Raw genomic sequence first — 26,064 nt, 5'->3', positions numbered from 1 at the left:
ACCTGTAAGCAGGCCAACCAGAGCGTCTTTTCATCCTTCCGGCACAGAACTGGGTCTCCAATGCATGAGCAAAGGAGCCTCAATATGAATGCCCTGACCCCAGCCGTCTCAACGGGACCGCTGCCTGCCTCACGGAAAATCCACAAGTCCGGCGTCCTCTATCCTCACATTAAGGTGCCGATGCGGGAAATCGCCGTCCATCCGACGGCGGGCGAACCGCCTGTCACCGTTTACGATCCGTCCGGCCCCTATACGGACCCGACTGTCGAAACCAGCATCGAAAAGGGCCTCGCCAGGTTTCGCCATGAATGGGTTACGGCACGCGGCGACGTCGAATTCCACAATGCCCGCAGTGTCAGGCCGGAGGACAACGGCTTTGCGTCAGGTGAGCGCCTGACGCCGGAATTTCCCGTGCGCCACCGGCCGCTAAAGGCAAAAACGGGCCAAGCGGTGACGCAGCTTGCCTATGCGCGCGCCGGGATCATCACCCCCGAAATGGAGTTCGTCGCCATTCGCGAAAATCTCGGCCGCGAGAGCTTACGCGGCGGGATGCAGCGCGACGGCAACTCTTTCAGCGCGGCGATCCCGGACTTCGTCACGCCGGAATTCGTGCGCGACGAGATAGCGCGCGGACGGGCTATCATTCCAGCCAACATCAACCACCCGGAGAGCGAGCCGATGATCATCGGCCGCAATTTCCTGGTCAAGATCAATGCCAATATCGGCAATTCAGCCGTCACCTCGTCGATGGCCGAAGAGGTCGAAAAAATGGTCTGGGCGATCCGCTGGGGAGCCGACACCGTCATGGACCTGTCGACCGGTCGCAACATCCACAACATCCGCGAATGGATCGTCCGCAATTCGCCTGTGCCGATCGGAACCGTGCCGCTCTACCAGGCGCTTGAGAAGGTCGGAGGGATCGCCGAGGACCTGACCTGGGAAATCTACCGCGATACGCTGATCGAACAGGCCGAACAGGGCGTCGACTATTTCACCATCCATGCCGGTGTGCGGCTGCACTACATCCCGCTGACGGTCGACCGGGTCACCGGCATCGTGTCGCGCGGCGGCTCCATCATGGCCAAGTGGTGCCTGCATCATCACCGCGAAAGCTTCCTCTACGAGCATTTCGAGGAAATCTGCGACATCTGCCGCGCTTACGACGTGTCGTTCTCGCTCGGCGATGGCCTTCGTCCCGGCTCGATCGCCGACGCCAACGACGCGGCGCAGTTCGCCGAACTGGAAACGCTCGGCGAGTTGACAAAGGTCGCCTGGGCCAAGGATTGCCAGGTCATGATCGAGGGGCCGGGCCATGTTCCGATGCACAAGATCAAGGAGAACATGGACAGGCAGCTCGAAGTCTGCGGCGAGGCGCCCTTCTACACGCTTGGGCCGCTGACCACCGACATCGCACCCGGCTACGACCACATCACCTCAGGCATCGGCGCGGCGATGATCGGCTGGTACGGCACGGCGATGCTCTGCTATGTCACGCCCAAGGAGCATCTCGGTCTCCCCGACCGCAACGACGTCAAAACGGGCGTCATCACCTACAAGATAGCCGCGCACGCCGCCGACCTCGCCAAGGGTCATCCGACGGCGAAGGTCAGGGATGACGCCCTTTCCCGCGCACGCTTCGAGTTTCGTTGGGAAGACCAGTTCAACCTGTCGCTCGACCCCGAAACCGCGCGCTCCTTCCACGACGAGACTTTGCCGAAGGAGGCGCACAAGCTGGCGCATTTCTGCTCGATGTGCGGGCCGAAATTCTGCTCGATGCGCATCTCCCACGACATTCGGGCCGAGGCACAGAAAGAGGGCATGGCGGCGATGGCCGCGAAGTACCGCGAGGGCGGCAATCTTTACATGCCGGTGGACGGCGAACCGCCCATGCCGAAGATGCCGGAGCCGTCATGAGGCTGCTGGTCAAAGGGGCCGGCGTCGCCGGCCTCACCGCCGCCTTCGAACTCGCCGCCCGCGGTGCTGCGGTAACCATTGCCGAGACCCGGCATGGCCTTGGCGGCAACGCATCATGGATGGCCGGCGGCATGCTGGCGCCCTGGTGCGAGCGCGAAAGCGCCGAGCAGCCGGTGCTGGATCTCGGACGCGATGCCGCCGACTGGTGGGATGCGGTCCTGCCGGGCCATGTCACGCGGGCCGGAACGCTCGTTTTGGCAATGCCGCGGGATGCGGGCGAACTCGACCGGTTTGCAAGCCGCACGTCGGGTCATCGGCGGATCGACGAAGACGAAATCGCGCTCCTGGAACCCGATCTCGCCGGCCGCTTCCGTCGCGGGCTGTTCTTTCCGGGCGAGGCCCATCTCGACCCACGCCGAGCAATGGCGGCGCTGCATGAAAAACTCGCCGCAAGCAGCGTCGAGTTCCGCTTCGGAATGGACGCCCTGCACATGACGGGATTCGACCGCGAGATCGACTGCATGGGAATGGCGTCCAGCGATGAAAGGCTTCGCGGCGTTCGCGGCGAGATGCTGATCCTGCGTACACCGGACATCTCGCTGTCGCGCCCGGTCAGGCTGCTGCACCCGCGTTTGCCGCTCTATCTGGCGCCGCGCGCCGACCACCATTTCATGGCGGGTGCAACGATGGTCGAGAGCCTGTCCACGGAGCCGGTCACGGTACGGGCGATGATGGAACTCCTGAACGCCGCCTATTCGGTTCATCCCGCCTTCGGCGAGGCCGCGATCGTTGAGACGGGCGTCGGCATTCGCCCGGCGTTTTCCGACAACCTGCCGCGCGTCGAAGCGCATGGCAGGACCGTCGCGATCAACGGGCTCTACCGCCATGGTTTCCTTCTGGCCCCCGCCATGGCGCGTCGGGCGGCCGACCTTGTTTTCGATTCTGACAAACCGGTGGAACTTGCTGATGAAACTGACGGTCAACGGCGAAGCGCATGAGATCACCGCCGCCACCCTGGCGGAGCTTCTCGCAGCACTTGACTACGAGGGCAACTGGCTCGCAACGGCCGTAAACAGCGACCTTGTGCACGCGACTGAGCGGGCGCTGTTCCAGCTGAAGGACGGCGACCGGATCGAAATCCTCTCACCCATGCAAGGAGGTTAGTAACGTGATCGAGCTTTACGGAACCAAGCTTCCGTCGCGCCTGCTTCTCGGCACCGCACAGTACCCCTCGCCCTCCATTCTTGCCGATGCGGTCAAGGCATCCTGCGCGTCCGCGGTGACCGTCTCATTGCGCCGCGAAATGGCCGGGGGCAAGGGTGGCGAGAAATTCTGGTCGCTTATCCAATCGCTGCGGCTGCATGTCCTGCCCAACACGGCTGGTTGTCACTCCGTCAAGGAAGCCGTCACGACCGCAAAGATGGCGCGCGAGGTCTTCGGCACGAACTGGATCAAGCTCGAGGTGACCGGCAATCATGATACGCTGCAGCCGGATGTCTTCGGCTTGGTCGAGGCCGCGCGGATCCTGTGCGAAGACGGTTTTGCAGTATTTCCTTATACGACGGACGATCTCGTCGTCGCCGAGCGATTGCTGGAAGCCGGATGCAGGGTGCTCATGCCCTGGTGCGCGCCGATCGGTTCTGCGCTTGGACCGGTAAATATCACCGCGCTCCGCTCGATGCGCGGCCATTTCCCGGATGTCCCGCTGATCGTGGATGCGGGCCTCGGCCGCCCATCTCACGCGGCTCTCGTGATGGAACTCGGCTTCGACGCGGTGCTCCTCAACACGGCAGTGGCCAAGGCCGCCGATCCGATCGGCATGGCGCGCGCGTTCGGCAAGGCGGTCGATGCCGGCCGTGAGGCCTATCGCTCCGGCCTGCTCGAGCCGCGCGACCTCGCCGTCCCATCGACGCCGACAATCGGCCGGGCAATCTTTCAATGAAACTCGATCCTTTTTATCTGATCGTCGATAGCGCCGCCTGGATTGAAAGGCTGGCGCCGCTCGGCGTCAGGCTGATGCAGCTTCGCGTCAAGAACCTCGACGAGGCTGCGTTGCGCGCCGAGATCCGCAAGGCGAAGGCTTTGTGCGCCCGATACAAATGCCAGCTCATCATCAATGACTTCTGGCGGCTGGCGATCGAGGAGGACTGCGATTTCATTCATCTCGGACAGGAAGATCTGCAAGCGGCGGACCTTACCCGGATCAGGGCTGCAGGTCTCCGTCTCGGCCTCAGCACGCACGACCATCTCGAACTCGAAACAGCCCTTGCCGCCAGACCGGACTATATCGCGCTCGGCCCTGTCTATCCGACCATCCTGAAACAGATGAAATGGGCGCCGCAGGGGCTCGAACGGCTTGGCGAATGGAAGCGCCGGATCGCGCCGACACCTCTGGTCGCGATTGGCGGCCTCAATCCCGACCGGATCGAGGGCGTCTTCGGTGCCGGTGCGGACAGCGCCGCGGTAGTGACCGACATCACATTGGATGCCGATCCGGATGCGCGAACGCGCCAGTGGATCGAAAAGACGAGCCGATGGCGTTGAGGCGCGAACCGCATGTGCTTGTCGTCGGCGGCTCGGACTCCAGCGGCGGCGCCGGCATAGCCCGCGACATTGAGACGATCTCCGCCCTCGACTTGCGCACCTGCCTTGCCGTTACCACCGTGACGGTGCAGACGCATGAAGCCGTCACGCAAATCCACAATTTGCAACCCGGTCTGGTGGCCGATCAGATGCGTGCCGCGCTGCAAGCCAATGCGGTCGGGGCGATCAAAATCGGCATGCTCGCGACGGAGCAAACCATCGTCGCCGTCGCGGATGTGCTGCGCCAAAACCCACAGATACCGGCAGTCATCGACCCGGTGCTGGTCTCTTCTTCGGGTTGGCCCCTTCTGGACACAGGCGCTATCGGCGTCCTGAAGCATGAACTCATCCCGCTTTGCCGTCTCGTCACACCCAACCTCATCGAACTGGCTGTCCTTGCCGGCTCAGACCTGGCCATCGACGAGGACGGCGCATTGCAACAAGGTCAGAAATTGCTCACCGCCGGATTGCAAGCCCTGCTGATCAAGGGCGGCCACGCCGCGGGGTGTCGATCGACGGACATCCTGCTGCGCGCCGATCAAGAGCCCATCCGCTTCGATGCGCCGCGTCTTGGCGGATCGATGCGCGGGACGGGCTGCGCGCTGGCCAGCGCCATCGCCGCGCACCTGGCAAACGGAAGCCTGCTTGAAGACGGCGTGCGCAAAAGCAAGCTGTTGGTTTTCGAGAAGTTTCGGAAATCGATCTCTCGGGATTGAGGCGGTTGAGCTTGGCGGGGGCTTTTCTGGGCAGCAAGCTGGCGGCCGGTTCTTCGCCTTCCTTCGGAGAGTCTCTCAGACAGCACGCGAAGTAAATCGCCTTGTCGGGTCTTGTCTCAAGCGATGTCGTCGCGAATGCAGGCCTTCAAATGGCCATCGGACGTTGTTGCCCGTAATGGCGGGACGATGCCGGCGCAAGCGTCGAGGGCAACCGGGCAGCGGGTTCGGAAAACACACCCGGTCGGCGGATTTGCCGGGCTTGGAATGTCGCCCTTCAGCACCTGCCGGCCTTGCCTGGCCAGCGGGTCGAGCGACGGAATGGCCGAGAGCAGCGCGCGCGTATAGGGATGCTGCGGCCGGGCATAGAGCGCGGCAGCGGGCGCGACTTCCATGATGCGGCCGAGGTAGAGAACGATCACCGTGTCGCAGATATATTCGACGACGGCCAGGTCATGCGAAATGAACAGCATGGTCAGGCCGAGCCGGACCTGCAGGTCGCGCAAAAGATTGATGATCTGCGCCTGAATGGAGACATCGAGGGCAGAGACCGGCTCGTCGGCGACGATGAATTCGGGTTCGAGCGTAAGCGCCCGGGCGATGCCGATGCGCTGGCGCTGCCCGCCCGAAAATTCGTGGGCGTAGCGATCATAGGCATCGGCCGGCAGTTCGACCGCAGCAAGCGCCTTCTCAGCCTTCTCCCGCCGCTCGCGCCTGCTGCCGATGCCCTGAATATCGAGGCCTTCGGTCAGGATCTGACCGATGGTCATGCGCGGCGACAGGCTGGCGAACGGATCCTGGAAAATATACTGCATCTTGCGGCGCTGGCGAGCCAGAGGCCCGGCGCTCAGCTTGGTGATATCGACGCCGTCAAACCTTATTTCGCCGGATGTCGGCTCGATGAGACGCAGCACCGAGCGGCCGATCGTGGTCTTGCCCGACCCAGATTCGCCGACGAGGCCGACCACTTGGCCGCGCGCGATGTCGAAGGAAATATCGTCCAGCGCCCTGACGACAGGACCGCGCGAGAACGCCGTCGGCGCAAAATGCTTCGTCAGGTTCCTGACTGAAAGGAAGGGAGCGTCCACTGTCAGAGATCCTCCCAGCGCAAACAGCGGCTTTGCTGGGTCGACGTCGCCGCGAACAATGGCGGTACAGCAGTGCGGCAGGCATCGACAGCCAGGGCGCAACGCGGCGCGAACGAGCAACCCTTGGGCAGCAAGGCAAGCGATGGAACATTGCCGGCGATGGTCGGCAGCGGCGTTCCTGCTGCCTTCAGCGTAGTGGCCTGGCCAAGCCGCGGCACCGAACGCATCAGCCCGGCGGTGTAGGGATGACGCGGACGGTTGAACACCTCGCTCACCGGACCCGATTCCACGATGCGCCCGGCATACATCACCGCGACCCGGTCGGCGATTTCGGCAACGACGCCGAGATTGTGCGTGACGAACAGAATGCCCATGCCGCGTTGCGCCTGCAGCGCGGCCAGCAGGTCGAGAATCTGGGCCTGGATGGTGACGTCGAGGGCGGTGGTCGGCTCGTCGGCGATCAACAAGGTCGGATCGCACGACAAGGCCATGGCGATGGTGGCGCGCTGGCGCATCCCTCCCGACAGCTCATGCGGGTATTGCCGCGCCCGCCGATCAGGGTCGGGAATGCCGACCTGAGCCAGCAGCCGCACGGCATCAGTGGCCGCATCACGGTGCGATCTGCCGAGATGGATGCGGATCGGCTCGGCGATCTGTTCGCCGATGCTGTAGACCGGATTGAGGCTGGTCATCGGCTCCTGGAACACCATGCCGATGTCGTTGCCGCGCACCTTGCGCAGCGACTCGGGATCGAGGCCGATCAGTTCGGTGACCGTGCCGTCCCTGCGCCGCAGCGCGATCGAGCCCTCGGCAATGCGTCCGACCTTCTTCGGCAGCAGGCCGATGATCGACAGGCTGGTGACCGACTTGCCCGATCCCGACTCGCCGACCAGCGCAACCGTCTCGCCCGAACCTATCACCAGGTCGACGTCCTGCACGGCGGCGATGTCGCGTCCGGCGATACGGAACACCGCTCGCAGACCGGAAATCGAGAGGATCGGAGCGTCCACGGTCAGCGCAGCAAGCCGACGTCGCGAAGGATGATGTCGACCTTTGCGGCTTCCTCGTCGTTCAGGCTGCGTTGCGGCCGCGCCATGGTGTTGGAGGCGATGATGCCGAGGCTCCTCATCGCGGTCTTGAAGGCACCGACGCCGGCCGAGCCGGCGCTCGTCCTGCCGAGCGAGATCCAGACGATCTCGAACAGCTTCAACAGCCGCTCCTGCTCCAGGCGGGCCTCGGCGTGCTGACCCGCCTGCATCAGGTTCCACAGCCTGACGTAGCCGTGCGGGTCGACATTGGCGAGGCCCGGCACGACCCCATGCGCGCCCATGGCAAGCACGCTGTCGACCAGGATCTCGGACCCGGTCATGCCGAAAAAATTCGGGTCGTTGGCCATGTCCTTGAGCACATAACGCAGATTGCCGTCGTCACCGCTGGAATCCTTGATGCCGGCGATAACGCCCTCGCTGGCAAGGCCGACGGTGGTCTGGCGCTCCAGCTTAACATGGACGCAGACCGGGATGTCGTAGGCGATGATCGGGATGTCGACTGCGTCCTTGATGTAGCGGAAGTGATCGCCGATCTCGGGCTGGCTGGTGCGGGCATAGAACGGCGCGGTGACCACGACGGCGTCAGCGCCGGCCGATCTGGCTGTCAGGACGTGGTTGATGACGCGATCGGTTGTCGGGTCGATGACCCCGGCGAAGATCGGAACGCGGCCATTGTTGACCTTGACCGCGTGCTCGATGATGGCCCGGCGGCCGGCCTCGTCATGGAAGACCACCTCGCTGGTCGAGCCGAGCACGAACAGGCCGTGAACGCCGCCGTCGAGCAGGTTTTCGATGGTCCGCGTGAACGACGCAAAATCGACACTGAGATCGGAATGGAGTGGGGTGACGACGGGTGGCACGACACCGGTAAACAGGGGCATTTTTTCAAAAACCTTCAGGTCAGTTGAGATCGGAACGAGGGTCGAATGCATCGCGCAGGCCATCGCCGATGAAGTTGATGGCCAGCACGGTGAGCACGAGTACGGCGCCGGGAAACATCCATTGCCAGGGGTATTGCTCGAGCACCACGGTGGAGCGGGCGAGATTGAGCATGTTGCCCCAACTGGCTTCGGGCGGTGCGATGCCGAGGCCGAGGAAGGAAAGGCCGGCTTCGAGCAGAATTGCATTGGCGATCTGCAGCGTGGCGTAGACGACAAGAATGTCGATGCAGTTCGGCAGGCCGTGGCGGAACAGGAGATGCGGCAGCCCCGCCCCCATGCCACGGGCGGCGACGACGAAGTCGCGCTCGCGCAGCTCGAGCAGCCGGGCGCGCACCATGCGCGACAGCACCGGCCAGGAGAGCAGCGAGATCACCAAGATGGTCGGCGCGATGCCGGTGCCGGCGATCGAAGCGAGTACGAGCAGGAAGATCACCGGCGGCAGCGTCATTGCGAGGTCGACGAAGCGCATCACCGTGCCGTCGACAAGGCGCCCGCCGAAGCTGGCGACAGCGCCGACCAGGAAGCCGATGACGATCGAGATGGCGACCGAGCAGACGGCGACCAGCAGCGAGATCCGTCCGCCTTGCAGCAGCCGGGCCATGACGTCGCGGCCGACGCCGTCGCTGCCGAGCCAATGAATGGCGGACGGCCCCTTGTTGATCGCCCTGAGATCGATGGCGTTGGGGCTGAACGGCCACCACAGGGAATAGGTCGAGACCGCCAGCAGAATGGGGACGACGATAAGCAGACCGGCGCGCGCGGCACGATTTTCAAAGAACCGGCCGAGCGCGCGGCGAAGCGGTCCCTTGGTTTGCGGCCCGGCTGTCGGGTCGATTGTCGGAGCTGGTGCGGTGATCGTCATCACGACACCTGGATGCGCGGGTCGACGACGGCATAGACGATATCGGTCAGGAGATTGACCAGAATGACGCAGATGCCGATTACCAGAGTGGCGCCCATGATCACCGGGTAGTCCCTTGTGCCGACGGCGTTGACTAGCAGCAGGCCCATGCCCGGCCAGTTGAACACGCTTTCGAGGAAGATGGCGCCGCCGATCGCTATGCCGACCGTCGACCCGATCAGGGTGATGACCGGTAAAAGCGCATTGCGGGTTGCATGCTTGATGATCACCCAGAATTCGCGCACGCCCTTGGCACGTGCGGTCCGCACATAGTCCTGGTTGAGCACTTCCAGCAGCGACGCGCGCATGTAGCGCATGATCAGCGCGGCGTGTCCGATGGACAGCAGGCAGGCGGGCAGGACCAGGTGCGCGAGCACGTCCGCTACAGAAAAAGGCGCGCCGGCGGTCTGCATGCCGCCTGATGGCGCCCAGCGCAGCAGCACCGAGAAAAAGTACAGTCCCAGAAGTGCCGTCAGAAACGCCGGGCTGGAGATGCCGACGAAGGAAACCACCGACAGCGCGATGTCGGGCAGCGTGTTACGGCGGACGGCGCTGAAGATGCCGGCGGAAATGCCGAGCACGATGGCGATGGCCAGGCCGGTGCCCATCAACAGCGCGGTCGGGCCGATGCGCTCCATGACCAGCGGCAGCACGCCAACGCCGCTGCGCTGGATCGAATAGCCGAAGTCGCCGCCGAGCGCAGCGCGAAGCCAGGCGAGGTATTGCACGGGAAGCGGCTGGTCGAGCCCAAGCCGGTCGCGCAGGACTTCGAGGTCGGAAGCCGACATCGGGCTGGACGGATTGATATAAGCATCGATCGGATCGCCGGGCGCCAGCCGCAGAAGGATGAAGATGAGGACGCTCAGGGCGACCAGCATCAACAGTCCTGTAGCGCTGCGGCGGGCAATGAAACTCAGCATTGGCTGTCCGTGGCGATGGTGAGCGGAGCCGGCATCGTGCCGGCCCGTATCATTGGCGGGCCGGAATGGCCCGCCAGCCGTTTTACTGGATGTCCCAGCGTTCCGGGTGAGCCGCATAAGGACCGCCGCCCGGCGCCGGCGTCCAGACAAAGTCACGTAGCTTGTTGGAGGCTACGCCATAGCGGTTGGCCACCCATAACGTCGCCCAGGGCAGATCCTTGTTCATCACCTTGCAGACTTGCTGCCAGGATTGATCGATCTTGGCCGGATCGGTCTGGGCGAGCGCAGCGTCCAACGCGGCGCTGAGATCATCGAACTCGATGCGCATGGTGTTGAAGCCTGCCGGCGGAATCTGGGACTTGTTGAGACCCGGGCTGATGCCGGCCGGATTGGGACCGTTCTGCAGGCCGGCATAGACCATCGCAAACGCGTTCCAGTCCGGCGTGCCTTCCTTGTAGACGATGCCGTTATAAGTCGGCGTATCGACGACGCGCGGCACCACATTGATCCCGACCTCGGCCAGCATCGACTGGATGGCAGCCATCACGTTGGCAGCTTGCGGCGAGCCGTAATAGGTCAGCAAGGTGATCGGCTTGTCGCCGTTGATCTTGTCCCAGCCCGCCTCGGCAAGCAGAGCCTTGGCCTTGGCCGGATCATAGGCATAGGGTTCGAGACCTTCGGGAAGCAGGTGCGGCGCGACGTAGCCGCAATTGGCCGGTTTGGCCGCGCCGCCATAGAGGCTCTCGATGATGGCATTGCGATCGATCGCGTACATGATCGCCTGGCGCACGCGAAGATCCTTAAAGAGCTCGACCTTCTGGTTGAGGCCGATGTAGTTGACCACATAGGAGGCGCCCTCGATCACCTTGAAATTGCTGTCGCTCTTGAAGGTTACCGCGTCGTCGGGCTCGACATAGGTGAACTGGATTTCGCCGGCGCGCAGCGCCGCAACGGCCGCCGCCGGGCTCTCGAAATACCTGTTGATGAGCACGTCGACCTTCGGCTTGCCGCCGCGATAGTCGTCATCCGCGGCCAGTTCGACATATTGATCGCTGACATAGCGCTTGAACTTGAAGGGGCCGGTGCCGACCGGCGTCGTGGACCACCAGGTGCTCGTGGCCAGCGTTTCCGGCGGCATCGCGGCCAGGGCATGCTCCGGCAGGATCATCACCTGCGAGAGAATCGACAGGAAGGAGCCGTTGGGCTTCGACAATTTGACGACCACGGTGCGATCGTCCGGCGCGTCGACCGACGCGATGTCGCCGAGGCGCGCGGCAAACAGGCTGCCGGAGGCCTTGTTCCTGGCGAGCTCAAGCGTGAACTTGACGTCCTTGGATGTGAACGGCTTGCCGTCGTGCCAGCTCTCCTGGGCAAGGTTGAACGTGTAGGTCAGCTTGTCCTCGCTGACCTTGTAGTCCTTGGCCAGATCGCCTTCGAGTTCGGTCAGTTCGGCGTTGTAGATGACCAGCGGTTCAAAATAGGTGCTGAGCCAGGTAAAGCCGCCGGTCGCAGCCAACGGATTGAAGTTCTTGGGAAAGCCGCCGGGGCCGACATCGAAGCCTCCGGTGATGGTCTTGGCGCCCTGTGCCTGGACGCTGGTGGCAAGGCTGATGCCGCCGAGCAGCAGCCCGGTGATGGCCAGATGACGAGCTATAGTTCTGATGCGCATGGTTTCCTCCCTTGGCATTGTCAGGTAGTTCGGCGTTGGGTCAGGTAATCCGGTTTTTGGCGATCACTTGCTGAATACCCCTGTAGTGGTCGTCGAGGCGCTCGCGCGCCCGGTCGACGTCCTTGGCGGCGACCGCCTCGACGATCTCGTGATGGTCACGCCAGGTCGCCAGCGGCGTCGGATTGTCGAGGCTGGTGAAATTCGAGGCCTTGTTGAACGCCACCCAGAAGATGTCGATCAGCGCGCTCAACATGTGATTGTTTTGGCAGCGGAACAGCAACTGATGGAATTGCTGGTCCTCTTCGGCAAAGCTCTCCTGGCGCTCGGCGCGCCGCCGCATGCTTTCGGTCAGCTGGCGCAGCGCGGCGATGTCTTCGGCGCTGATCATCTCGATGGTTTTTGCGATCAGGCCGGTCTCAAGGACGCGGCGGATCTCGCGCAGTTCCTCGACGTCGCGCAGCGAATCCTGCAGGCCGTATGCCAGATTATCCAGCAACGGCTTGAACGAGAATTCCTTGACGAACACGCCGATGCCGCGACGCGTCTCCAGAATGCCGATCGACTCCAGCGCCTTGATCGCTTCGCGCACCGAGTTGCGGCCGACGCCGAGCCGCTGCGCCAGGAAGGTCTCCGGAGGCAAGGGGTCGCCCGCCTTGAGCTGGTTGCTCTGGATATATTTCCTGAGGCTTTCCTGCACGCTGACGTGAAGCAGCGGCGGTCGGGCCAGCGGTTCGATCGATTTTTGGTCCGGGTTCAACTTGGGTTCCGAGCTCAACTTGGGTTCCGGCATTTTTCTCCCAGCGCCGCTGCAATTGCGGCCGATGGCGCGTCGCAAAGCGGTCGATGATTGTAGCATAGCGACTTGTAGGATATCCTGCAAGCAAGAGGATTACACGCTGAATGAAGATCGTCCTGGCCGGCTCAAGCCATTGGCACGCCGAAATGCATCTCGACGCTGCACGTTTTTGCGGCGCCGAGATTGCCGGCATCTGGGATGAGGACGCGCAGCATGCGCGCGCCTTCGCGACGCGCCATCATTTGCCGTTCATCGCCGATTTTGCGAAAATCCTCTCCGGCCCGCCGGACGCGATCCTGCTGATGGGACACCCTTCGACGGTGCCGGCGCGGGCCCGTGCCGTGATCGAAGCCGGCATACCGCTGATCCTGGAAAAGCCGGCGGCCAGCAGCACCGCAGCGTTGGCCGCGCTCAGCGAGTTGGCGAGGCAGCAGCAGGCCTTTGTCAGCGTTCCCCTGCCCAACCGCTTTGGGCCGGCCGCCACTGCCTTTGAACGGCTGCGCAGCCAAGGCCGCGCCGGTGCGGTCGCGCATTGCCAGTTCCGGCTGGTCAATGGCCCGCCGCAGCGCTATGCGGCCGACGGCGTCGCCTGGGTGGCGGATCCGGCGATCGGCGGCGGCGGCGCGCTGAGGAACCTCGGCATACACGGCGTCAATGCCGCGCTCGGCCTGGCAACCGGCGCGCTCAGGCTAAAAACCGTTTCGATCGAGAACCGCATTCACCACGCCCCGGTCGAGGACCATGCGCTGCTTGTGCTGCAAGACGCTGCCGGAGCGTTGTTCGTCGTCGAGGCGGGATACACTTTCGCTTCGATGCGCCCCGGCGGCGATTTCGAATGGCGTATCGTCAGTGAGAATGCGACCCTCATCGACTATGGCGAGCGCGCCTTCTGTGCGACGCTCGACGATGGCGCTATCATCGAATTGCCGATCGAATTGCCGGCGACGCGCTACCGCCTGTGCATGAGCGACACGCTCGACCGGCTGGCTCGAAAAGCGCCGCCGGCGACTTCGATCGATGACTATGTTGCGGCGATGTCGCTGATCGACGCCGCGTATGAAAAGGCAGGACGATGATTGGAATAGGCATTATCGGAGCGGGCGATTTCGGTGCCGCCCATGCAAGGGCAGTCAGGCAGGTGCAGGGCCTGCATCTCGTTGCATCGTGCCGCGGGAATAACGATGCCCTGGCCGCCTTCACCAGCGAACATGGTGGTCGCGGCTACACCGACTGGCGCAAGCTGCTCGACGACAAGGATGTCGACGCTGTTCTCATCGCCAGCCCTCACCATCTCCATGCCGAAATGGCCATCGGGGCGTTGAACGCCGGCAAGCATATCATGCTGGAAAAACCGATGGCGCCGACGGCGGCGGCCTGCGATGCGATCAACGCCGCCGTGGCCGCCGCTGGCGTCAAGCTGATGGTCGCCCATCTCATGCATTTCGCGCTGCCTTGCATGGCGGCCAGGCAAATGCTTGAGCAAGGAATGCTCGGCCGGCCGCTCGTCGGATCGAGCTGGATCATCAAGCTATGGATGGAGCACAATCGCCGCGACTGGCATCTGCGCAAGGCCACCGGCGGCGGCATGCTGTTGACGGCCGGCATCCATGCGCTCGACCGCCTGGTCTGGCTTATGGATGACGACGTCGTGTCGGTGAGCGCCATGCTTGGCGCCATGTCTCATGACCAGGAAGCCGACGACACTGCCCTGCTCGGACTGCGCTTCGCCGGCGGCGGGCTCGGCCAGGTGCAGAGCGTCGGCTATCGCAATGGGGCGGCCGGCTACGCCATGGACCTGGTCTGCGAGCAGGCAACGCTGCGCATCGACATGGACCGCGGCACGATGCTTGGCCGCGACAAGGCCTGGACCGACCTGCCCGGCTCGTTCGAGCCGAACTGGATGCATGCCGCGCTGGTGCGCGAATGGAGCGCGATGCGCGATGCCATTGCCGACGACAAGCCGGTGCCGGTCGACGGCGCCTATGGCCGCAAGATCATCGCCATCATCGAGGCCGCCTTTGCGTCGAACGAAACCCGCCGCGAGCACGAGATCGCCGGTGCGCGCTGAGCTCGACGACCACCTGAGCCACTTGCCCGCACACGTGCCGCGCGGCGTCTGGGGGGCGGTGATGCTGGCCATCGACGATCGCGGGGCAATCGACTGGGAAGCGACGGAGGAAACGATCGCGCGGCTCTGCGCATCAGGCGTCGACGGCATCTATTCCAACGGCACGGCCTGCGAATTCCACTGCCAGACCGAGCCCGAGTTCGACCGGCTTTGCGCCCTGGTGGCCGCGATTGCCGGCCGCGCGCGCCTGCCCTTCCAGATCGGCATCAGCCAGTCCAATCCGCGCGTCGCGCGCGAGCGGCTGATGCGGGTGTCGGCGCTTCGCCCGGCGGCGGTGCAATTCACCTTGCCCGACTGGTGGCCGCCCAGCGACGGCGAGGTCATGCGCTTCGTCGGCGGCCTGTGCGAGGCCGCGCCCGACATGCCGCTGGTGCTCTACAACCCACCGCATGCCAAGCGCCGCCTGACGCTCGAAGCCATCGCCAGGCTGCGTGCAGCGGTGCCGTCGCTGGTCGGCGCCAAGCTGCCGGGCGGCGACCCCGGCTGGTACGCCGACATGCGCCGCGAACTGCCGGGATTTTCGGTCTTCGTGCCCGGCCATACGCTGGCGACCGGATTTGCCCAGGGAGCGCATGGCAGCTACTCGAACGTCGCCTGCCTCAACCCCAAGGGCGCGGTACTGTGGTGGCAGACGATCCGCACCGACGTGGCGGCCGCTGCCGAGGTCGAGACGCGCATCCAGGCCTTTCTCGCCACCCACATACTGCCCTTTCGCGCTCGCTATGACGTCAGCGATGCGGCGCTCGACAAAGCGATGGCGGCGGCCGGCGGTTGGGCGCCGCTTGGCCCGCGACTGCTCTGGCCCTACAGCTCGGTTCCCGACGAGGTCATCGCGACGCTGGCCCAAGCCGCACGAACGGCCCTCCCCGGATGGTGGCAGTGATCTCGGCTAATCGCCTGTGCCTGCCCCCTGATCCAAGGGGAACAACCATGGCCTGTTCCGGATTTGACGCCTGACGGACTCGTGGTCATGCTGGACCGATGACAAGAGGTGTACTGCTGGACCTCGCAGGCGTCATCTATGATGGCGAGACCGCCATACCAGGCGGGATCGACGCCGTCGCGCGTTTGCGCCAGGCCGGCTTGGCCATACGCTTCATAAGCAATACCACGCGCTCGTCGAAACAGAGCGTTCTCGAACGTCTGCAGGCGATGGGGCTCGTCGTTACCAAGGCAGATGTTTTCACCCCGGCGCACGCTGCACGCGAATGGCTGCTTCGCAATGGCCGTGCGCCATATTTGCTGATTCACCCCGGCCTTGCGCCGGACTTTTGCGAACTGCCGGATCGCGACAAGCGCGCCGTCATCGTCGGCGATGCCGGAGACGCCTTCACCTATGCGGCATTGAATGACGCGTTCCGCGAGCTGAGCGCCGGGGCCGAATTGCTGGCCCTTGCCACCAACCGGACGTTTCGGGATGCCGACGGCGAGCTCAGCCTCGATGCCGGGCCATTCGTCGCGGCATTGGAATTTGCCTCGCTGAAACGCGCAACCGTTCTCGGCAAGCCCTCGCCGGCATTCTTTCTGTCGGCGCTGGCAAGCATGGACTGTCCGCCAGACCAGGCGATCATGGTCGGCGACGACGCCGAGGCCGACATAGCTGGCGCGCTGCGCGCCGGACTGTCGGGCGCATTGCTGGTGCGGACCGGCAAATACCGGCACGGCGACGAGAAACGGTTCGATCCGCCCCCGACCGCAACCGTCGCCGATCTCGCGGCGGCGACCGACTGGATCCTTGCGCGCCGGGACTGAACCGGCCGCACAGCGTGCGCTTCGCTCGAGATCTCCGGGCTAGGTCGTCTGGCGCTCCATTTCCACCTCGGCCCCCAGACTTTCGATGTCGCGGAAGATCGAAGCGACAGCCAGCGTGCGCCCTTCGCGCTTGAAGCGGAGCAGGCAATCCCTGGCAACGATGTCGCCATCGATCGCGATCTCGTCCCATTGCACGGCATGGCCGACATAGTTGATGGGAACATCGTAGTGCTGGCTCCAGAAGAACGGCACGGCGACGAACTTCTGGCGATGGCCGAGCATGTTGAGGGCCGCGGTTTGCCCCTGCCGCTCGGCAACCACCCAATGCTCGACCCGAATGTTCTGGCCACTGTGAGGATCCGGCCACCGCGCAATGTCGCCGGCCGCGAAGATGCCTGGTGCGCTCGTCTCCAAAAAGGCGTTTACCACGACACCGCGGTCAAGGGTGAGCCCCGCCGTTTCGGCAAGCCCTGTCCGCGGCCGCACGCCGATGCCGGCGACGACGAGATCCGCCGCCAGCGTGTCGCCACCGCTGAGTTTCACCTCGCTGGCGTCGATGCTGCTCGCAGTGTCCTCGAGATGGAATACGACACCATTCTCCTCATGCAGGGCGCGGATGAAGTCGGCCATTTGCGGACCCATGATCCGTTCCATGGGCCGTTTTTCCGGCGCCACGACATGAACTTCGATCGCGCGCGACCGCAGCGCCGCGGCAACCTCCAGGCCAATGAAACTGGCGCCAAGCACGACGGCGCGGCGCGCAGTCGTGGCTCGCTCGATGATCGCCTTGCAGTCTGCGAACGAGCGCAGCGTGTGAACATGTGGCTGGTCGGCGCCTTGTATGGTCAGGCGAACCGGTTCGGCTCCGGTCGCCAGGAGTAGCCGGTCGTAGGCAGTCCGGGCCCCGTCCGCGAGCACAACCTCGCCAGAACGTGCATCGATGCTGGCGACATCCGCATTGAGGCGCAGGTCGATGCCGTTCTTCGAATAGAAGCTTTCTCGGCGCAGCGGAATCCAATCCTCCGGTGCTTTGCCGGCGAGGTAGTCCTTGGAAAGATTGGGCCGATCAACCGGCGGCGCTTCGTCGTTGCTGAGCATGACAATGCTGCCTTGATAATGTTCGCGCCGCAGTGTTTCTGCCGCCGCGAAACCGGCGGCGCCGCCACCGACAATGACGATTTTTTCGGGAGCCTGGCTGGAGCCGCCAGGGCGCGGCTTGGACACCGTCCGATTGCGTTTCTCGCCCACGACTATCCGATCATCGCGTTGTTCCACCGACCAGCACGCGAGTGGACTGAAAGCAGGGGCGCGCAAGGCCTCGCCTGTACGCAAATCAAAACACGCGTGATGCCAGGGACACCGGACGGTGTCTTCCGCCACAAGACCGTCGACGAGCGGCCCGCCATAATGTGTGCATGTCGCGCCGATGGCGAAGATCTCGGCCCCGCGGCGCACCAGCAGCACCGGCTCATCGCCGCAATGGCCGAGGAGCTTTCCGCCGTCGGCAAGGTCGGATAACGCGATACCCTCGACCAGATCCGGCCCGGTTGGTTTGGCATGATCTTCAGCCATTTTCCTCTCCGTTGGCGCGATCCAGAAGATCGCCTGTACGGCCGACAAGCGGGAAATCGTCAGGTCACCAGCCTCGGAATACCTTCTGCTTGGCCAGCGCGCCTTCAGGTTCTCGGACACCGCTTGTGCCCAAACGTCCGGCCGCGTCATTCGTTGCCAGTTGCGCAGTACACGCCGTCGATTTCCTGGCGTTTGGATTCGTTGCCGAAGGAATGACGCCGTCGCGTAAACTTTTTCGCCGGACATGCGTTGTTCGTTCTCCAAGCCAAGGAGACAGCCATGCAGAGGAAATCGGAAATCGCCGGCGAGGCCGCCAAGCAACGCCACATCCAGCGCGGCATCGACGCCAAGGACAAAACGAAGGGCAACGGCAAGCAACAAGGCGCCATGCAGGCCGGAGCACGCAAATATCCCGAGCCGCCCTTTCCCGAGCAGCACCAGCCGAAGCCAGGGCATGAATGGGCGATAGAGCCGGCGCCGCTTTACGACGCGCCATTCTATATCGGATCAAAAAAGCTGGACGGCAAAGTGGCCGTCATCACCGGCGGCGATTCCGGCATCGGCCGAGCCGTGGCCGTGCTCTATGCGCGCGAAGGCGCCGATGTGGCGATCGTCTATCTGTGCGAGGACAAGGATGCTGAAGAAACGAAGAGGGCCGTCGAAGCCGAGGGCCGGCGCTGCACGCTGGTCAAGGCCGACGTCAGCGAACGCGACCACTGCCACAAGGCTGTGACTAAGGTGGTGAAGGAATTTGGCCGGATCGACGTGCTGGTCAACAACGCCGCTTTCCAGGTCCATTCCAGCGACTTCAGTGAGCTGACCGAGGAGCATTTCGACACGACGCTGAAGACCAACCTCTACGGCTATTTCCACATGGCGCAGGAGGCCGTTCCGCATATGAAGCCTGGTTCGGCGATCATCAACAGCGGCTCCATAACCGGCATCGAGGGCTCGAAGCAGCTGGTCGACTATTCGATGACCAAGGGCGGCATTCATGCCTTCACGCGCGCGCTGTCCGGCAACCTCATCGAAAAGGGAATTCGGGTGAACTGCGTGGCGCCAGGCCCGGTGTGGACCCCGCTCAACCCGTCGGACAAGCAAGCCGGCGACGTCTCGAAATTTGGCGCAGACACGCCGATGAAACGGCCGGCGCAACCGGAGGAAATCGCGCCGGCCTATGTGTTCCTCGCCTCGCCGCATTGTTCAAGCTACATCACCGGCGAGATATTGCCGATCATCGGCGGCTACTGAGAACGTGTCGCCCGCACTGCCTCGATCATCGTGGACCTCTCGCCTGTGGCGGAGGTAGCGGCGATCTCAGATATGAAATGGTCGACAGATGTATTTCATTGCCTTGGCGACGGACTATGACGGCACGCTGGCGCACGATGGGATCGTAGTCGAAAAGACGCTTGCAGCCCTCGAACGGTTCAAGAAAAGTGGCCGCAAGCTCATCCTCGTCACTGGCCGCGAACTGCCCGACCTCAAGCGGGTTTTTCCCGAACTCGGCGTGTTCGACAAGGTCGTCGCCGAAAATGGGGCGTTGATCTACACGCCTGCCAGCGAGGAAGAACGTGCGATCTCACCGGCGCCGGCGCCGAAATTTGTTGCCAGTTTGAAGAAACGCGGCGTCAAGCCGCTTTCAGTCGGACGGTCGATCGTCGCGACCTGGGAACCACACCAGGCAACAGTTCTTGAGGTCATCAAGGAACTCGGGCTGGAGCTGGAAATCATCTTCAACAAGGGCGCGGTGATGGTGCTGCCCACCGGCATCAACAAGGCAGCCGGGCTGGCAGCCGCACTTGAGGACCTCAAGCTGTCGCCACACAATGTGGTCGGTATTGGCGATGCTGAAAACGATCATGCGTTCCTGCGGGCCTGCGGCTGCAGCGTCGCTGTCGAGAACGCCCTTGCGGCGGTCAAGGATACAGCGGATCTTGTAACGCGCGGCGCACGTGGAAAGGGCGTCGAGGAACTGATCGAAAAGCTGGTAAAGCGTGATCGGGAATTTGTCCGAAAAGCCCGTGACGGCATCCTTCTCGGTTCGGTCGGCGGCGACGAAGTCTATCTGACGCCGACCGACACGGTTCTGATCGCCGGAAGCTCCGGCATCGGCAAATCCACCTTGGCCACCGCGCTGACGGAACGCTTCGTCGAGAACGGATTTCAATTCTGCGTTTTCGATCCGGAAGGCGACTATGATGGCCTCGAAGGCGCCGTCCGGGTAGGCGATGCCTCAAGCGAACCGACAAAGGCACAAGTGCTCGACCTGATCGAAAAGCCCGACACCAACGTGGTCGTCAACGGGCTGGCGTTGCGGGTCAACGAGCGACCAGGCTTCTTTGCCGACCTGCTCCCCGGTCTTGGCAATTTCCGCTACCGTACGGCGAGGCCGCATTGGCTGGTCATCGACGAGGCGCATCATCTTCTGCCCAGGAAGCGCGACGACACGCGCGCCATTCTGTCGTTGGAATTGCCGGGCACTGTCCTGATCACCGTTCATCCGGAAGCGATCTCGACCGACGCCCTGCGTCTGGTCACTGCCGTCATTGCGCTCGGTCCCAAGGCCAAGAATGTCATCAAGGCCTTTTGTCAGGAGACGGACACCAAGCCGCCAAAGGATATTCCCTCGCCAAAAGGCGAGCGTGTGCTGTTCTGGCGGCCGCAAGCCCGCAAGAAAATTGCCATGGTCAAAGCGATCGAGCCGCGCCAGTCGCTCAAGCGTCACAGCCGCAAATATGCAGAAGGTCAACTCGACGAGGCCGGCAGCTTCTATTTCAGAGGTCCCGACAACTCGATGAACCTCCGGGCCCACAACCTGATGATCTTCGCTCAGATTGCCGAGGGCATCGACGACAGAACCTGGGAGCATCACCTGCGCGCCGGCGACTATTCCGAATGGTTTCGCCGACAGATCAGGGACAAGGATCTGGCGCGCGAGACCGCCGAGGCGGAAAAGGACGAAATGCTCTCGGCGCAGGAAAGCCGCAAGCACGTTCTGGATGCGGTGCGTCGCCGTTATACGGCTCCTGCCACCGCCCCGGAGGAATAGAGAGGAATAGGGTGCGAAAGGATCGCCCACGCACATCATTCTCGGAGGCACCGGCCGTGTTGGTTCTCTGCAGCCATGTCGCTTTTACAGCAGGGCGAAGCAGTGGCCGGTTGACCGCGTCATCCACGCCGAGTTCCCTTTCATCCATGGCGTTTTGACTGGTCAGGGTTCACTGTATCCAATGGCAAAGAGGCGCAGGTCATAGGCCTCGGGATCGCGACGAAAGATCAACGCGCCCTTGCGTTGGGAATTCTGTGGGACATAGTCGAGCGTAGCGCTGCTATCCTCGACGACCTCATCGCCGTTGCGGAGCTCACCTTTGATCTCGACAGCAGCAACTGATTTCCCCGCCCTGTTTGCAGCGGCGAACTCGACCACGTAGCCCCCCTCGGTGACCGCGACGCCAAGCGGCTGCACAATGATCCGGGCGGTCCCATCGCGCGTGCTCACGCCATCGACGACAAGATAACTGAGCACCGCAAGCAGAACTGCCGAGCTTATCCCCGCCACGACCCACTCCGTGACGGAAGTCCCGGGTTTGCGTGTCTTTGCTTTGTTGTCGGACTGCTTCTGTTGCTTGTCGCCTTTTACGGGGTTCCTTGTCACAGAATGAGCCTCGCAACCGCCGCCCCGAGCGCGCCAGGAAACGACAGAACCACGACTGCACTGAGTGTCTCCGAAAAGCCGGCGCCATCGGTCCTGCCGAAGGTCCACAAGATGTAGAGGTTCACAAGCATCACCAGGACATAGCCGACGATCGCATAGCGAAAGAAGATGCTGACGAATCCAGCGCCTGGCTCGGGACTGTGCGAGCCGCGGAATTCGAACTCATAGACGAAGGCGTGCATGAGAGCGAGGGTGACCACCACCAGGGCGATTTCCTGCCAGGGCTCCATCTTGTAGGCGATGAGGACGACCTCTTCCGTCGGTGCGATGTTCACCGAAAGAAACAGCGCTCCGACCACCATCAGGAACAGCTCTCCGGTGTAGCCGGGCTCGGGAATGTCCTCCTCCTCCAACAAGCTCGGGCCGAGTTGCGCGCGTGCCAAGGATGCTCCGAGACTGCCTGGGACAATTTGCACCGCAATTTTGCCAATCACCTCCCGTAGCGGCATTTCGACGGTCACGATGCCGAAAATGAAAAACACCGCCGTAGCCGCCACAGCGGCCACAAGTATGGCCACAAAAGCATCGGCGATGCGGTCGCGGAGCGCCACCGTCTGGCGAAAGCCTCCGTACTTGTGCAGCAGCACCAGCATTGGCAGAGTGACAGCGAGGAACAGGGCGAGCCGCAGTGGGTGAAGGTGAAAGCCCAGCGCCCAGGCTTCCATGGTCATCAGCACCGGGACGGCGAAGATCAACGCTCCGGCAAAGGCACGCCCAAGACCAATCCAGAACTCACGCGGCGTTGGCGCATGCCTGACGATGATATCGGTTGGCGCCACGTCCGCTCCTCTGAGATAGCCTGCGAGGAACAATGCTTCCTGGGCAATCTTGTTCCGGCCACTGCATCTTCGCCACCTTCGAACGGCGCTATGGGAACTCGCCAGCCAGCTTTCCGTTCAACATCTCGATCGAATGACAACCCAAAGCCGACACAGCGTCTGGAGTGAAATCATGAAATCGCAGCTCGTCGCCGAAAGCGCCGGACAAAGGACGTTCGTTGTGGTGCTTGATCCCGGCGAGGAAGCGTTCGCGGCGCTCACATCTTTCGCTGTCGATAACGATATTGGCGGCGCCTCGCTGACCGCGCTCGGCGCCTTCGAAAAGGCGACTGTCGGCTGGTTCGACATCGAGGAAAAAACTTATCGGAAAATCCCGGTGCTGGAGCAGTGCGAGGTGCTCAGCGCGATCGGCGACATTGCGATCGGCGACGACGGCAAGCCCAGCCTTCACGTCCATGCGGTGCTCGGATTGCGCGACGGCAGCACGAAGGGCGGACATCTGCTCGATGGCATTGTTCGGCCTACACTCGAAGTCACTTTGGTGGAAACGCCTGGTCATCTGCGCCGCAGAAAACGTCCGGAACTCGGCATCGCCTTGATTGATCTGGATGCCTGAACACGGATCAGGCCAGGTCCGCTGAACTGCGTTCCGGTCCGATCATCCCTTTTGTTTGATTTGTTTAGCATCCGCGGGCGCCTCGGGTGCGGTCTCCCAGCCGCACACGCTGCGGCCGCCGAGCAGATGCGACTGATCGAACTCTCCGGCAACGATTTCCTTCAGACTGGGGCCGGTGACATAGCGTTCGACCTGTCGTGACTGGTCGTCGAGCCGCTTCAAGGCACCGATTTCTTCGTCGCGACCGAGCCTGGCCTTGTGGACGGCCGACTTCAGCACGCCGATCGTCTCGTCATAGACCTTCAGCGGCACGGGGAATGGATGCCTGTCCTTGCCGCCATGTGCCAGCGAGAAGCGCCCGGGATCGGAAAACCGGCATGGCGCGCCATGCAAAACCTCGGCGACCAGCGCCAGCGCCCGCACCGTGCGCGCACCGACGCCGGGTACCAGGAGAAGTTCGGAGAAATCGGCGGGGCCACGCTCGGCAGCCGCCGCCATGTTGCCATGAAGACGACGCATGATGACATCGGTTTCGCGAACGTCGTGGTGCGCCGGCATGACCAGGTGCGGCAGCATTGGCTGGTCGGGCTCCGGTGCGGCAGCCACGTCACGTTCGAGCGCGGCGAACTCCCTCAGAATGCGATCCGGTCCGAGGTCCTGCAGGAGATCCAACTGTCCCTTGCGCGAGGCATCGGCCCGGCGGTCCGTCAGGTTGACGATCTCGCCCTGGTTGGCGCCTTCGATGGCGGCATGCGGCTGGTCGACAAAACTCTTCAGGCCTTCGGACAGCCAGTGATAGCGGCGCGCCACCTTGCTGTCGCCGTTCATGCCCTGCTGTACCACGACCCAGTCGCCGTCATCGGTGACGATAAAGCCATGCAGATAAAGGTCGAAGCCGTCCTGGACGGCGGCGCTGTCAACCTTGGCGACAAGCCGGCTGGCCATCGCCAGGCCTGTTCCGTCGAAGCCGACGCGCTCGCCGATGGCGGCAAGCTCATGCGGGGTCTTGCGCGAATGCGCGCCGCGGCCGCCGCACACGTGAATACCGAGTTCGCCGGAAAGCGGAGCCAAACCACGTTTGAGGGCGCCGATGACGCTGGTCGTGATGCCGGAGGAATGCCAGTCCATTCCCATGACGGCGCCAAACGATTGAAACCAGAAGGGATGCGCCAGCCGGCGCAGCAGCTCTTCGCGACCGTAATGGTGAATGATCGCCTCGCACATGACGGCTCCAAGGCGCGTCATACGGTCGCCGAGCCATTTCGGCACGCGTCCGCCATGAAGTGGAAGGTCTGCGCTTCCCGATCGTTGTGCCAAATTTTTCTGCCTGTTCCGACCTATGCCTTGCGCTCAACAGATAGTATAGAAAGCGGCGTGAAGAAGCGATGATGCCGGTCCGTTTGGATTACAAACTGATCGCAATTCAATTCAGCTGGGCCACTCGGGTCCCATCGGCGGCGTTGCCGGTTACCGGTCGGCCGGATTTCCGACCGTCGGATCGCGCCGCCTTGAATATCTTCCCACACGCGGCAGATCGTCGCCGAATTCCACCCACGGCAGCTTCATGTCCCAATAGGCATGAGCCTGCGGCGCAAAGCGCTCGGGGTGGTCGAAAAAGCCGATCGTCAGATAAAGTTCCTCGGGAAGCCCCTGGTCGAGGTAGGCTATGGATGTCCCGCAATCGGCGCAGAAGGTGCGGAGCACGCCTCGGGTCCTTGAGAATTTTTTTGGCGCGCCGGTGAGCAATCTGAATTGGGCCGGTCGATAGCCGACCCAGACGGTCAACGGGCTGCCTATCGCCTTGCGACAATCGTCATCGTGATCGGAGCAAATCCAGAACGGGTCACCATGCATCTCAGCACTTATCGAACCGCAAAAACAGGAGCCGGTCTCGATTCTGGTCATCGAACTATCGCTTCTGATCGAGGCGACCGTTGCGGCCGCAGGGTCCGCAGGGTGATCGAATAACGGTGCGCGGCAACCGGCGGGATGCTGTGCTCCCATTCGGTGCGCGCCAGGCCCCTCATCAGGTAAGCCGACCTTGGCTCGAGGGTGACGGTCACGCGAGCCCATCTCGTGCCGTTCTTCCGGCGGAGCCTAAAGCTGCATGGCGCAAGAAGAGAAACGCCGGCCACGGCATCGAACTGCGGCTTGTCGCGATGCCAGCCGATACCCGCGCCGGGCCGGTACTCGTTGATCAAGACCTGCACGAAAGCATCGGCGGGCAGCCGCGCAAATGCTGCCACCTTGTCTCTGAGCGGCATCAGAAAAGCAGGGATCGGCTGCGCCTCGACGACCTTGCGTTGGTCAAAATCGTAGCGCTGGCCAAAACCAACGACGCGACGGTTTGCGAGATGGCCATGAAAGTCGAAAGGCTGGAAGGAGAGACTTTCGAGCTGGCGCACCAGTTCAGCCTCTTCCTCCGCCGTGATCAGCTCCGGCTGGTAACAAAATCCTTCCGGCAGGTCGTCACGTGCCTGAAAGTCGGGCGCGAGAAACAGGTCGCCTTGTCCGGCGAATTGCGGCTGCCTGGTTTTGAGCGATGGCATCAACCCTAATTGGTGAAGCCGGCCCAAGGCGGCAAGGGGCCGGATCATCGCCTCGATATGTGGCACGAGGCGGAACCTGGCTTGCCGGGGCGGGTTATTGTCTGGACGCATCGAGGGTTGAGAAAATGCCTTCAACTGCTATCCAGAGCATGAATTACGATCCGGCGACGAGGACCCTCTCCGTATGGTTTGTCCCAAGCGGAAATCGCTATGATTACCACGACGTGCCGCCCCAGACCTACGCAGCATTCCGCAAAGCGTCGGCAAAAGGCCGGTTTTTCAACGCGTTCATTCGAGACCGGTACAGCTACCATCTGGTTCCTCTGCACAGCGATTTTGACAGGTCGGGGCCGATCGGCAGGGAAACTCGATAAAT

Annotated in this window: 27 protein-coding genes; 14 read left to right on the top strand and 13 right to left on the bottom strand. The window is 63.0% G+C overall.

What is annotated here, in order from left to right; all coding sequences use genetic code 11:
* The first annotated feature begins 84 nt into the window (after window positions 1–84).
* From thiC to AC0L2V_RS08935, 6 genes are read left to right on the top strand one after another with little or no spacing between them, the layout of a single operon-like run.
* Entirely contained in the window at window positions 85–1,914 is a 1,830-nt protein-coding gene (gene thiC / locus AC0L2V_RS08960; protein ID WP_473519946.1) for a phosphomethylpyrimidine synthase ThiC, read from the top strand.
* Window positions 1,911–2,912: a glycine oxidase ThiO gene (gene thiO / locus AC0L2V_RS08955; RefSeq protein WP_473519945.1), complete on the top strand. Its 1,002-nt coding sequence runs from the start codon at window positions 1,911–1,913 to the stop codon at window positions 2,910–2,912. Before thiC ends, thiO begins: the two co-directional genes overlap by 4 nt.
* Window positions 2,881–3,078, top strand: a complete 198-nt coding sequence (gene thiS / locus AC0L2V_RS08950; RefSeq protein ID WP_023801373.1) for a sulfur carrier protein ThiS — start codon at window positions 2,881–2,883, stop codon at window positions 3,076–3,078. Before thiO ends, thiS begins: the two co-directional genes overlap by 32 nt.
* A gap of 4 nt (window positions 3,079–3,082) precedes the next feature.
* Window positions 3,083–3,856 (top strand): thiazole synthase, encoded by a 774-nt coding sequence (locus tag AC0L2V_RS08945; protein WP_473509816.1) that lies wholly within the window; start codon window positions 3,083–3,085, stop codon window positions 3,854–3,856.
* Complete coding sequence (locus AC0L2V_RS08940; protein ID WP_473509814.1) at window positions 3,853–4,458, top strand: thiamine phosphate synthase; 606 nt, start codon at window positions 3,853–3,855, stop codon at window positions 4,456–4,458. Before AC0L2V_RS08945 ends, AC0L2V_RS08940 begins: the two co-directional genes overlap by 4 nt.
* Window positions 4,449–5,213 (top strand): hydroxymethylpyrimidine/phosphomethylpyrimidine kinase, encoded by a 765-nt coding sequence (locus AC0L2V_RS08935; protein WP_473509812.1) that lies wholly within the window; start codon window positions 4,449–4,451, stop codon window positions 5,211–5,213. Before AC0L2V_RS08940 ends, AC0L2V_RS08935 begins: the two co-directional genes overlap by 10 nt.
* Before the next feature lie 116 nt (window positions 5,214–5,329).
* Here AC0L2V_RS08935 and AC0L2V_RS08930 read toward each other — a convergent pair whose 3' ends face one another.
* The 7 genes from AC0L2V_RS08930 to AC0L2V_RS08900 form a co-directional block, all read right to left on the bottom strand.
* Window positions 5,330–6,298: an ABC transporter ATP-binding protein gene (locus AC0L2V_RS08930; RefSeq protein WP_473509810.1), complete on the bottom strand. Its 969-nt coding sequence runs from the start codon at window positions 6,296–6,298 to the stop codon at window positions 5,330–5,332.
* 2 nt (window positions 6,299–6,300) lie between these two features.
* Window positions 6,301–7,308 (bottom strand): ABC transporter ATP-binding protein, encoded by a 1,008-nt coding sequence (locus tag AC0L2V_RS08925; RefSeq protein WP_473509809.1) that lies wholly within the window; start codon window positions 7,306–7,308, stop codon window positions 6,301–6,303.
* A gap of 2 nt (window positions 7,309–7,310) precedes the next feature.
* Window positions 7,311–8,228, bottom strand: a complete 918-nt coding sequence (locus tag AC0L2V_RS08920; RefSeq protein WP_473509807.1) for a dihydrodipicolinate synthase family protein — start codon at window positions 8,226–8,228, stop codon at window positions 7,311–7,313.
* A gap of 19 nt (window positions 8,229–8,247) precedes the next feature.
* On the bottom strand, window positions 8,248–9,150 hold the full coding sequence (locus AC0L2V_RS08915; RefSeq protein WP_128247498.1) for an ABC transporter permease: 903 nt from the start codon (window positions 9,148–9,150) through the stop codon (window positions 8,248–8,250).
* Window positions 9,150–10,109, bottom strand: coding sequence for an ABC transporter permease (locus AC0L2V_RS08910; protein WP_027154064.1), 960 nt, complete (start codon window positions 10,107–10,109; stop codon window positions 9,150–9,152). Before AC0L2V_RS08910 ends, AC0L2V_RS08915 begins: the two co-directional genes overlap by 1 nt.
* A gap of 82 nt (window positions 10,110–10,191) precedes the next feature.
* Window positions 10,192–11,778 (bottom strand): ABC transporter substrate-binding protein, encoded by a 1,587-nt coding sequence (locus AC0L2V_RS08905; RefSeq protein ID WP_473509806.1) that lies wholly within the window; start codon window positions 11,776–11,778, stop codon window positions 10,192–10,194.
* 40 nt (window positions 11,779–11,818) lie between these two features.
* The gene (locus AC0L2V_RS08900; protein ID WP_023801363.1) at window positions 11,819–12,568 is read right to left on the bottom strand and encodes a FadR/GntR family transcriptional regulator; all 750 of its coding nucleotides are present in this window, start codon (window positions 12,566–12,568) and stop codon (window positions 11,819–11,821) included.
* Between the two features lie 110 nt (window positions 12,569–12,678).
* Here AC0L2V_RS08900 and AC0L2V_RS08895 point away from each other — a divergent pair, with 110 nt between their 5' ends.
* From AC0L2V_RS08895 to AC0L2V_RS08880, 4 genes are all read left to right on the top strand, one after another.
* A complete protein-coding gene (locus tag AC0L2V_RS08895) occupies window positions 12,679–13,650 on the top strand; it encodes a Gfo/Idh/MocA family protein (protein ID WP_473519944.1) in 972 nt (323 codons plus the stop codon).
* Window positions 13,647–14,642 (top strand): Gfo/Idh/MocA family protein, encoded by a 996-nt coding sequence (locus AC0L2V_RS08890; RefSeq protein WP_473509802.1) that lies wholly within the window; start codon window positions 13,647–13,649, stop codon window positions 14,640–14,642. Before AC0L2V_RS08895 ends, AC0L2V_RS08890 begins: the two co-directional genes overlap by 4 nt.
* Window positions 14,632–15,585, top strand: coding sequence for a dihydrodipicolinate synthase family protein (locus AC0L2V_RS08885; RefSeq protein ID WP_473509800.1), 954 nt, complete (start codon window positions 14,632–14,634; stop codon window positions 15,583–15,585). The genes AC0L2V_RS08890 and AC0L2V_RS08885 overlap by 11 nt, the downstream gene beginning before the upstream one ends.
* 98 nt (window positions 15,586–15,683) lie before the next feature.
* Window positions 15,684–16,454, top strand: coding sequence for a TIGR01458 family HAD-type hydrolase (locus AC0L2V_RS08880; RefSeq protein WP_473509798.1), 771 nt, complete (start codon window positions 15,684–15,686; stop codon window positions 16,452–16,454).
* A gap of 39 nt (window positions 16,455–16,493) precedes the next feature.
* Here AC0L2V_RS08880 and AC0L2V_RS08875 read toward each other — a convergent pair whose 3' ends face one another.
* A complete protein-coding gene (locus tag AC0L2V_RS08875) occupies window positions 16,494–18,026 on the bottom strand; it encodes an FAD-dependent oxidoreductase (protein WP_473509796.1) in 1,533 nt (510 codons plus the stop codon).
* Window positions 18,027–18,305: 279 nt separating this feature from the next.
* Between AC0L2V_RS08875 and AC0L2V_RS08870 the strand changes: the two genes are divergently transcribed.
* On the top strand, window positions 18,306–19,277 hold the full coding sequence (locus tag AC0L2V_RS08870) for an SDR family oxidoreductase (protein ID WP_023801357.1): 972 nt from the start codon (window positions 18,306–18,308) through the stop codon (window positions 19,275–19,277).
* Between the two features lie 88 nt (window positions 19,278–19,365).
* Window positions 19,366–21,078 (top strand): HAD family hydrolase, encoded by a 1,713-nt coding sequence (locus tag AC0L2V_RS08865; protein ID WP_473509794.1) that lies wholly within the window; start codon window positions 19,366–19,368, stop codon window positions 21,076–21,078.
* A gap of 162 nt (window positions 21,079–21,240) precedes the next feature.
* Here the strand turns inward: AC0L2V_RS08865 and AC0L2V_RS08860 are convergent, their stop codons facing one another.
* Together AC0L2V_RS08860 and AC0L2V_RS08855 are read right to left on the bottom strand one after the other, a co-directional pair.
* Window positions 21,241–21,684 (bottom strand): TIGR02588 family protein, encoded by a 444-nt coding sequence (locus AC0L2V_RS08860; protein ID WP_473509792.1) that lies wholly within the window; start codon window positions 21,682–21,684, stop codon window positions 21,241–21,243.
* Window positions 21,681–22,469 carry a TIGR02587 family membrane protein gene (locus AC0L2V_RS08855; RefSeq protein WP_473510082.1) on the bottom strand — a complete coding sequence of 263 codons (789 nt, stop codon included), beginning with the start codon at window positions 22,467–22,469 and terminating at the stop codon, window positions 21,681–21,683. The genes AC0L2V_RS08860 and AC0L2V_RS08855 overlap by 4 nt, the downstream gene beginning before the upstream one ends.
* Before the next feature lie 226 nt (window positions 22,470–22,695).
* On the opposite strand from AC0L2V_RS08855, the gene AC0L2V_RS08850 reads away from it, so the two are divergent.
* On the top strand, window positions 22,696–23,139 hold the full coding sequence (locus tag AC0L2V_RS08850; RefSeq protein WP_473509791.1) for a PPC domain-containing DNA-binding protein: 444 nt from the start codon (window positions 22,696–22,698) through the stop codon (window positions 23,137–23,139).
* Window positions 23,140–23,181: 42 nt separating this feature from the next.
* Here AC0L2V_RS08850 and AC0L2V_RS08845 read toward each other — a convergent pair whose 3' ends face one another.
* The 3 genes from AC0L2V_RS08845 to AC0L2V_RS08835 all read right to left on the bottom strand — a co-directional run bounded on the left by AC0L2V_RS08845 (window position 23,182) and on the right by AC0L2V_RS08835 (window position 25,688).
* Window positions 23,182–24,456 carry a DUF763 domain-containing protein gene (locus AC0L2V_RS08845; RefSeq protein ID WP_473519943.1) on the bottom strand — a complete coding sequence of 425 codons (1,275 nt, stop codon included), beginning with the start codon at window positions 24,454–24,456 and terminating at the stop codon, window positions 23,182–23,184.
* A gap of 150 nt (window positions 24,457–24,606) precedes the next feature.
* Window positions 24,607–25,044 carry a GFA family protein gene (locus AC0L2V_RS08840; protein WP_473519942.1) on the bottom strand — a complete coding sequence of 146 codons (438 nt, stop codon included), beginning with the start codon at window positions 25,042–25,044 and terminating at the stop codon, window positions 24,607–24,609.
* A complete protein-coding gene (locus tag AC0L2V_RS08835; RefSeq protein ID WP_473519941.1) occupies window positions 25,041–25,688 on the bottom strand; it encodes an alpha-ketoglutarate-dependent dioxygenase AlkB in 648 nt (215 codons plus the stop codon). The genes AC0L2V_RS08840 and AC0L2V_RS08835 overlap by 4 nt, the downstream gene beginning before the upstream one ends.
* Between AC0L2V_RS08835 and AC0L2V_RS08830 the strand changes: the two genes are divergently transcribed.
* Window positions 25,682–26,062 (top strand): KTSC domain-containing protein, encoded by a 381-nt coding sequence (locus tag AC0L2V_RS08830; protein ID WP_473519940.1) that lies wholly within the window; start codon window positions 25,682–25,684, stop codon window positions 26,060–26,062. The genes AC0L2V_RS08835 and AC0L2V_RS08830 overlap by 7 nt on opposite strands.
* The last annotated feature ends 2 nt before the right edge of the window (window positions 26,063–26,064 follow it).

Source organism: Mesorhizobium sp. WSM4814, assembly GCF_055811595.1.
Note: the sequence above shows the minus strand (reverse complement) of the source record. Positions and strands in the feature narration are given on the sequence as shown.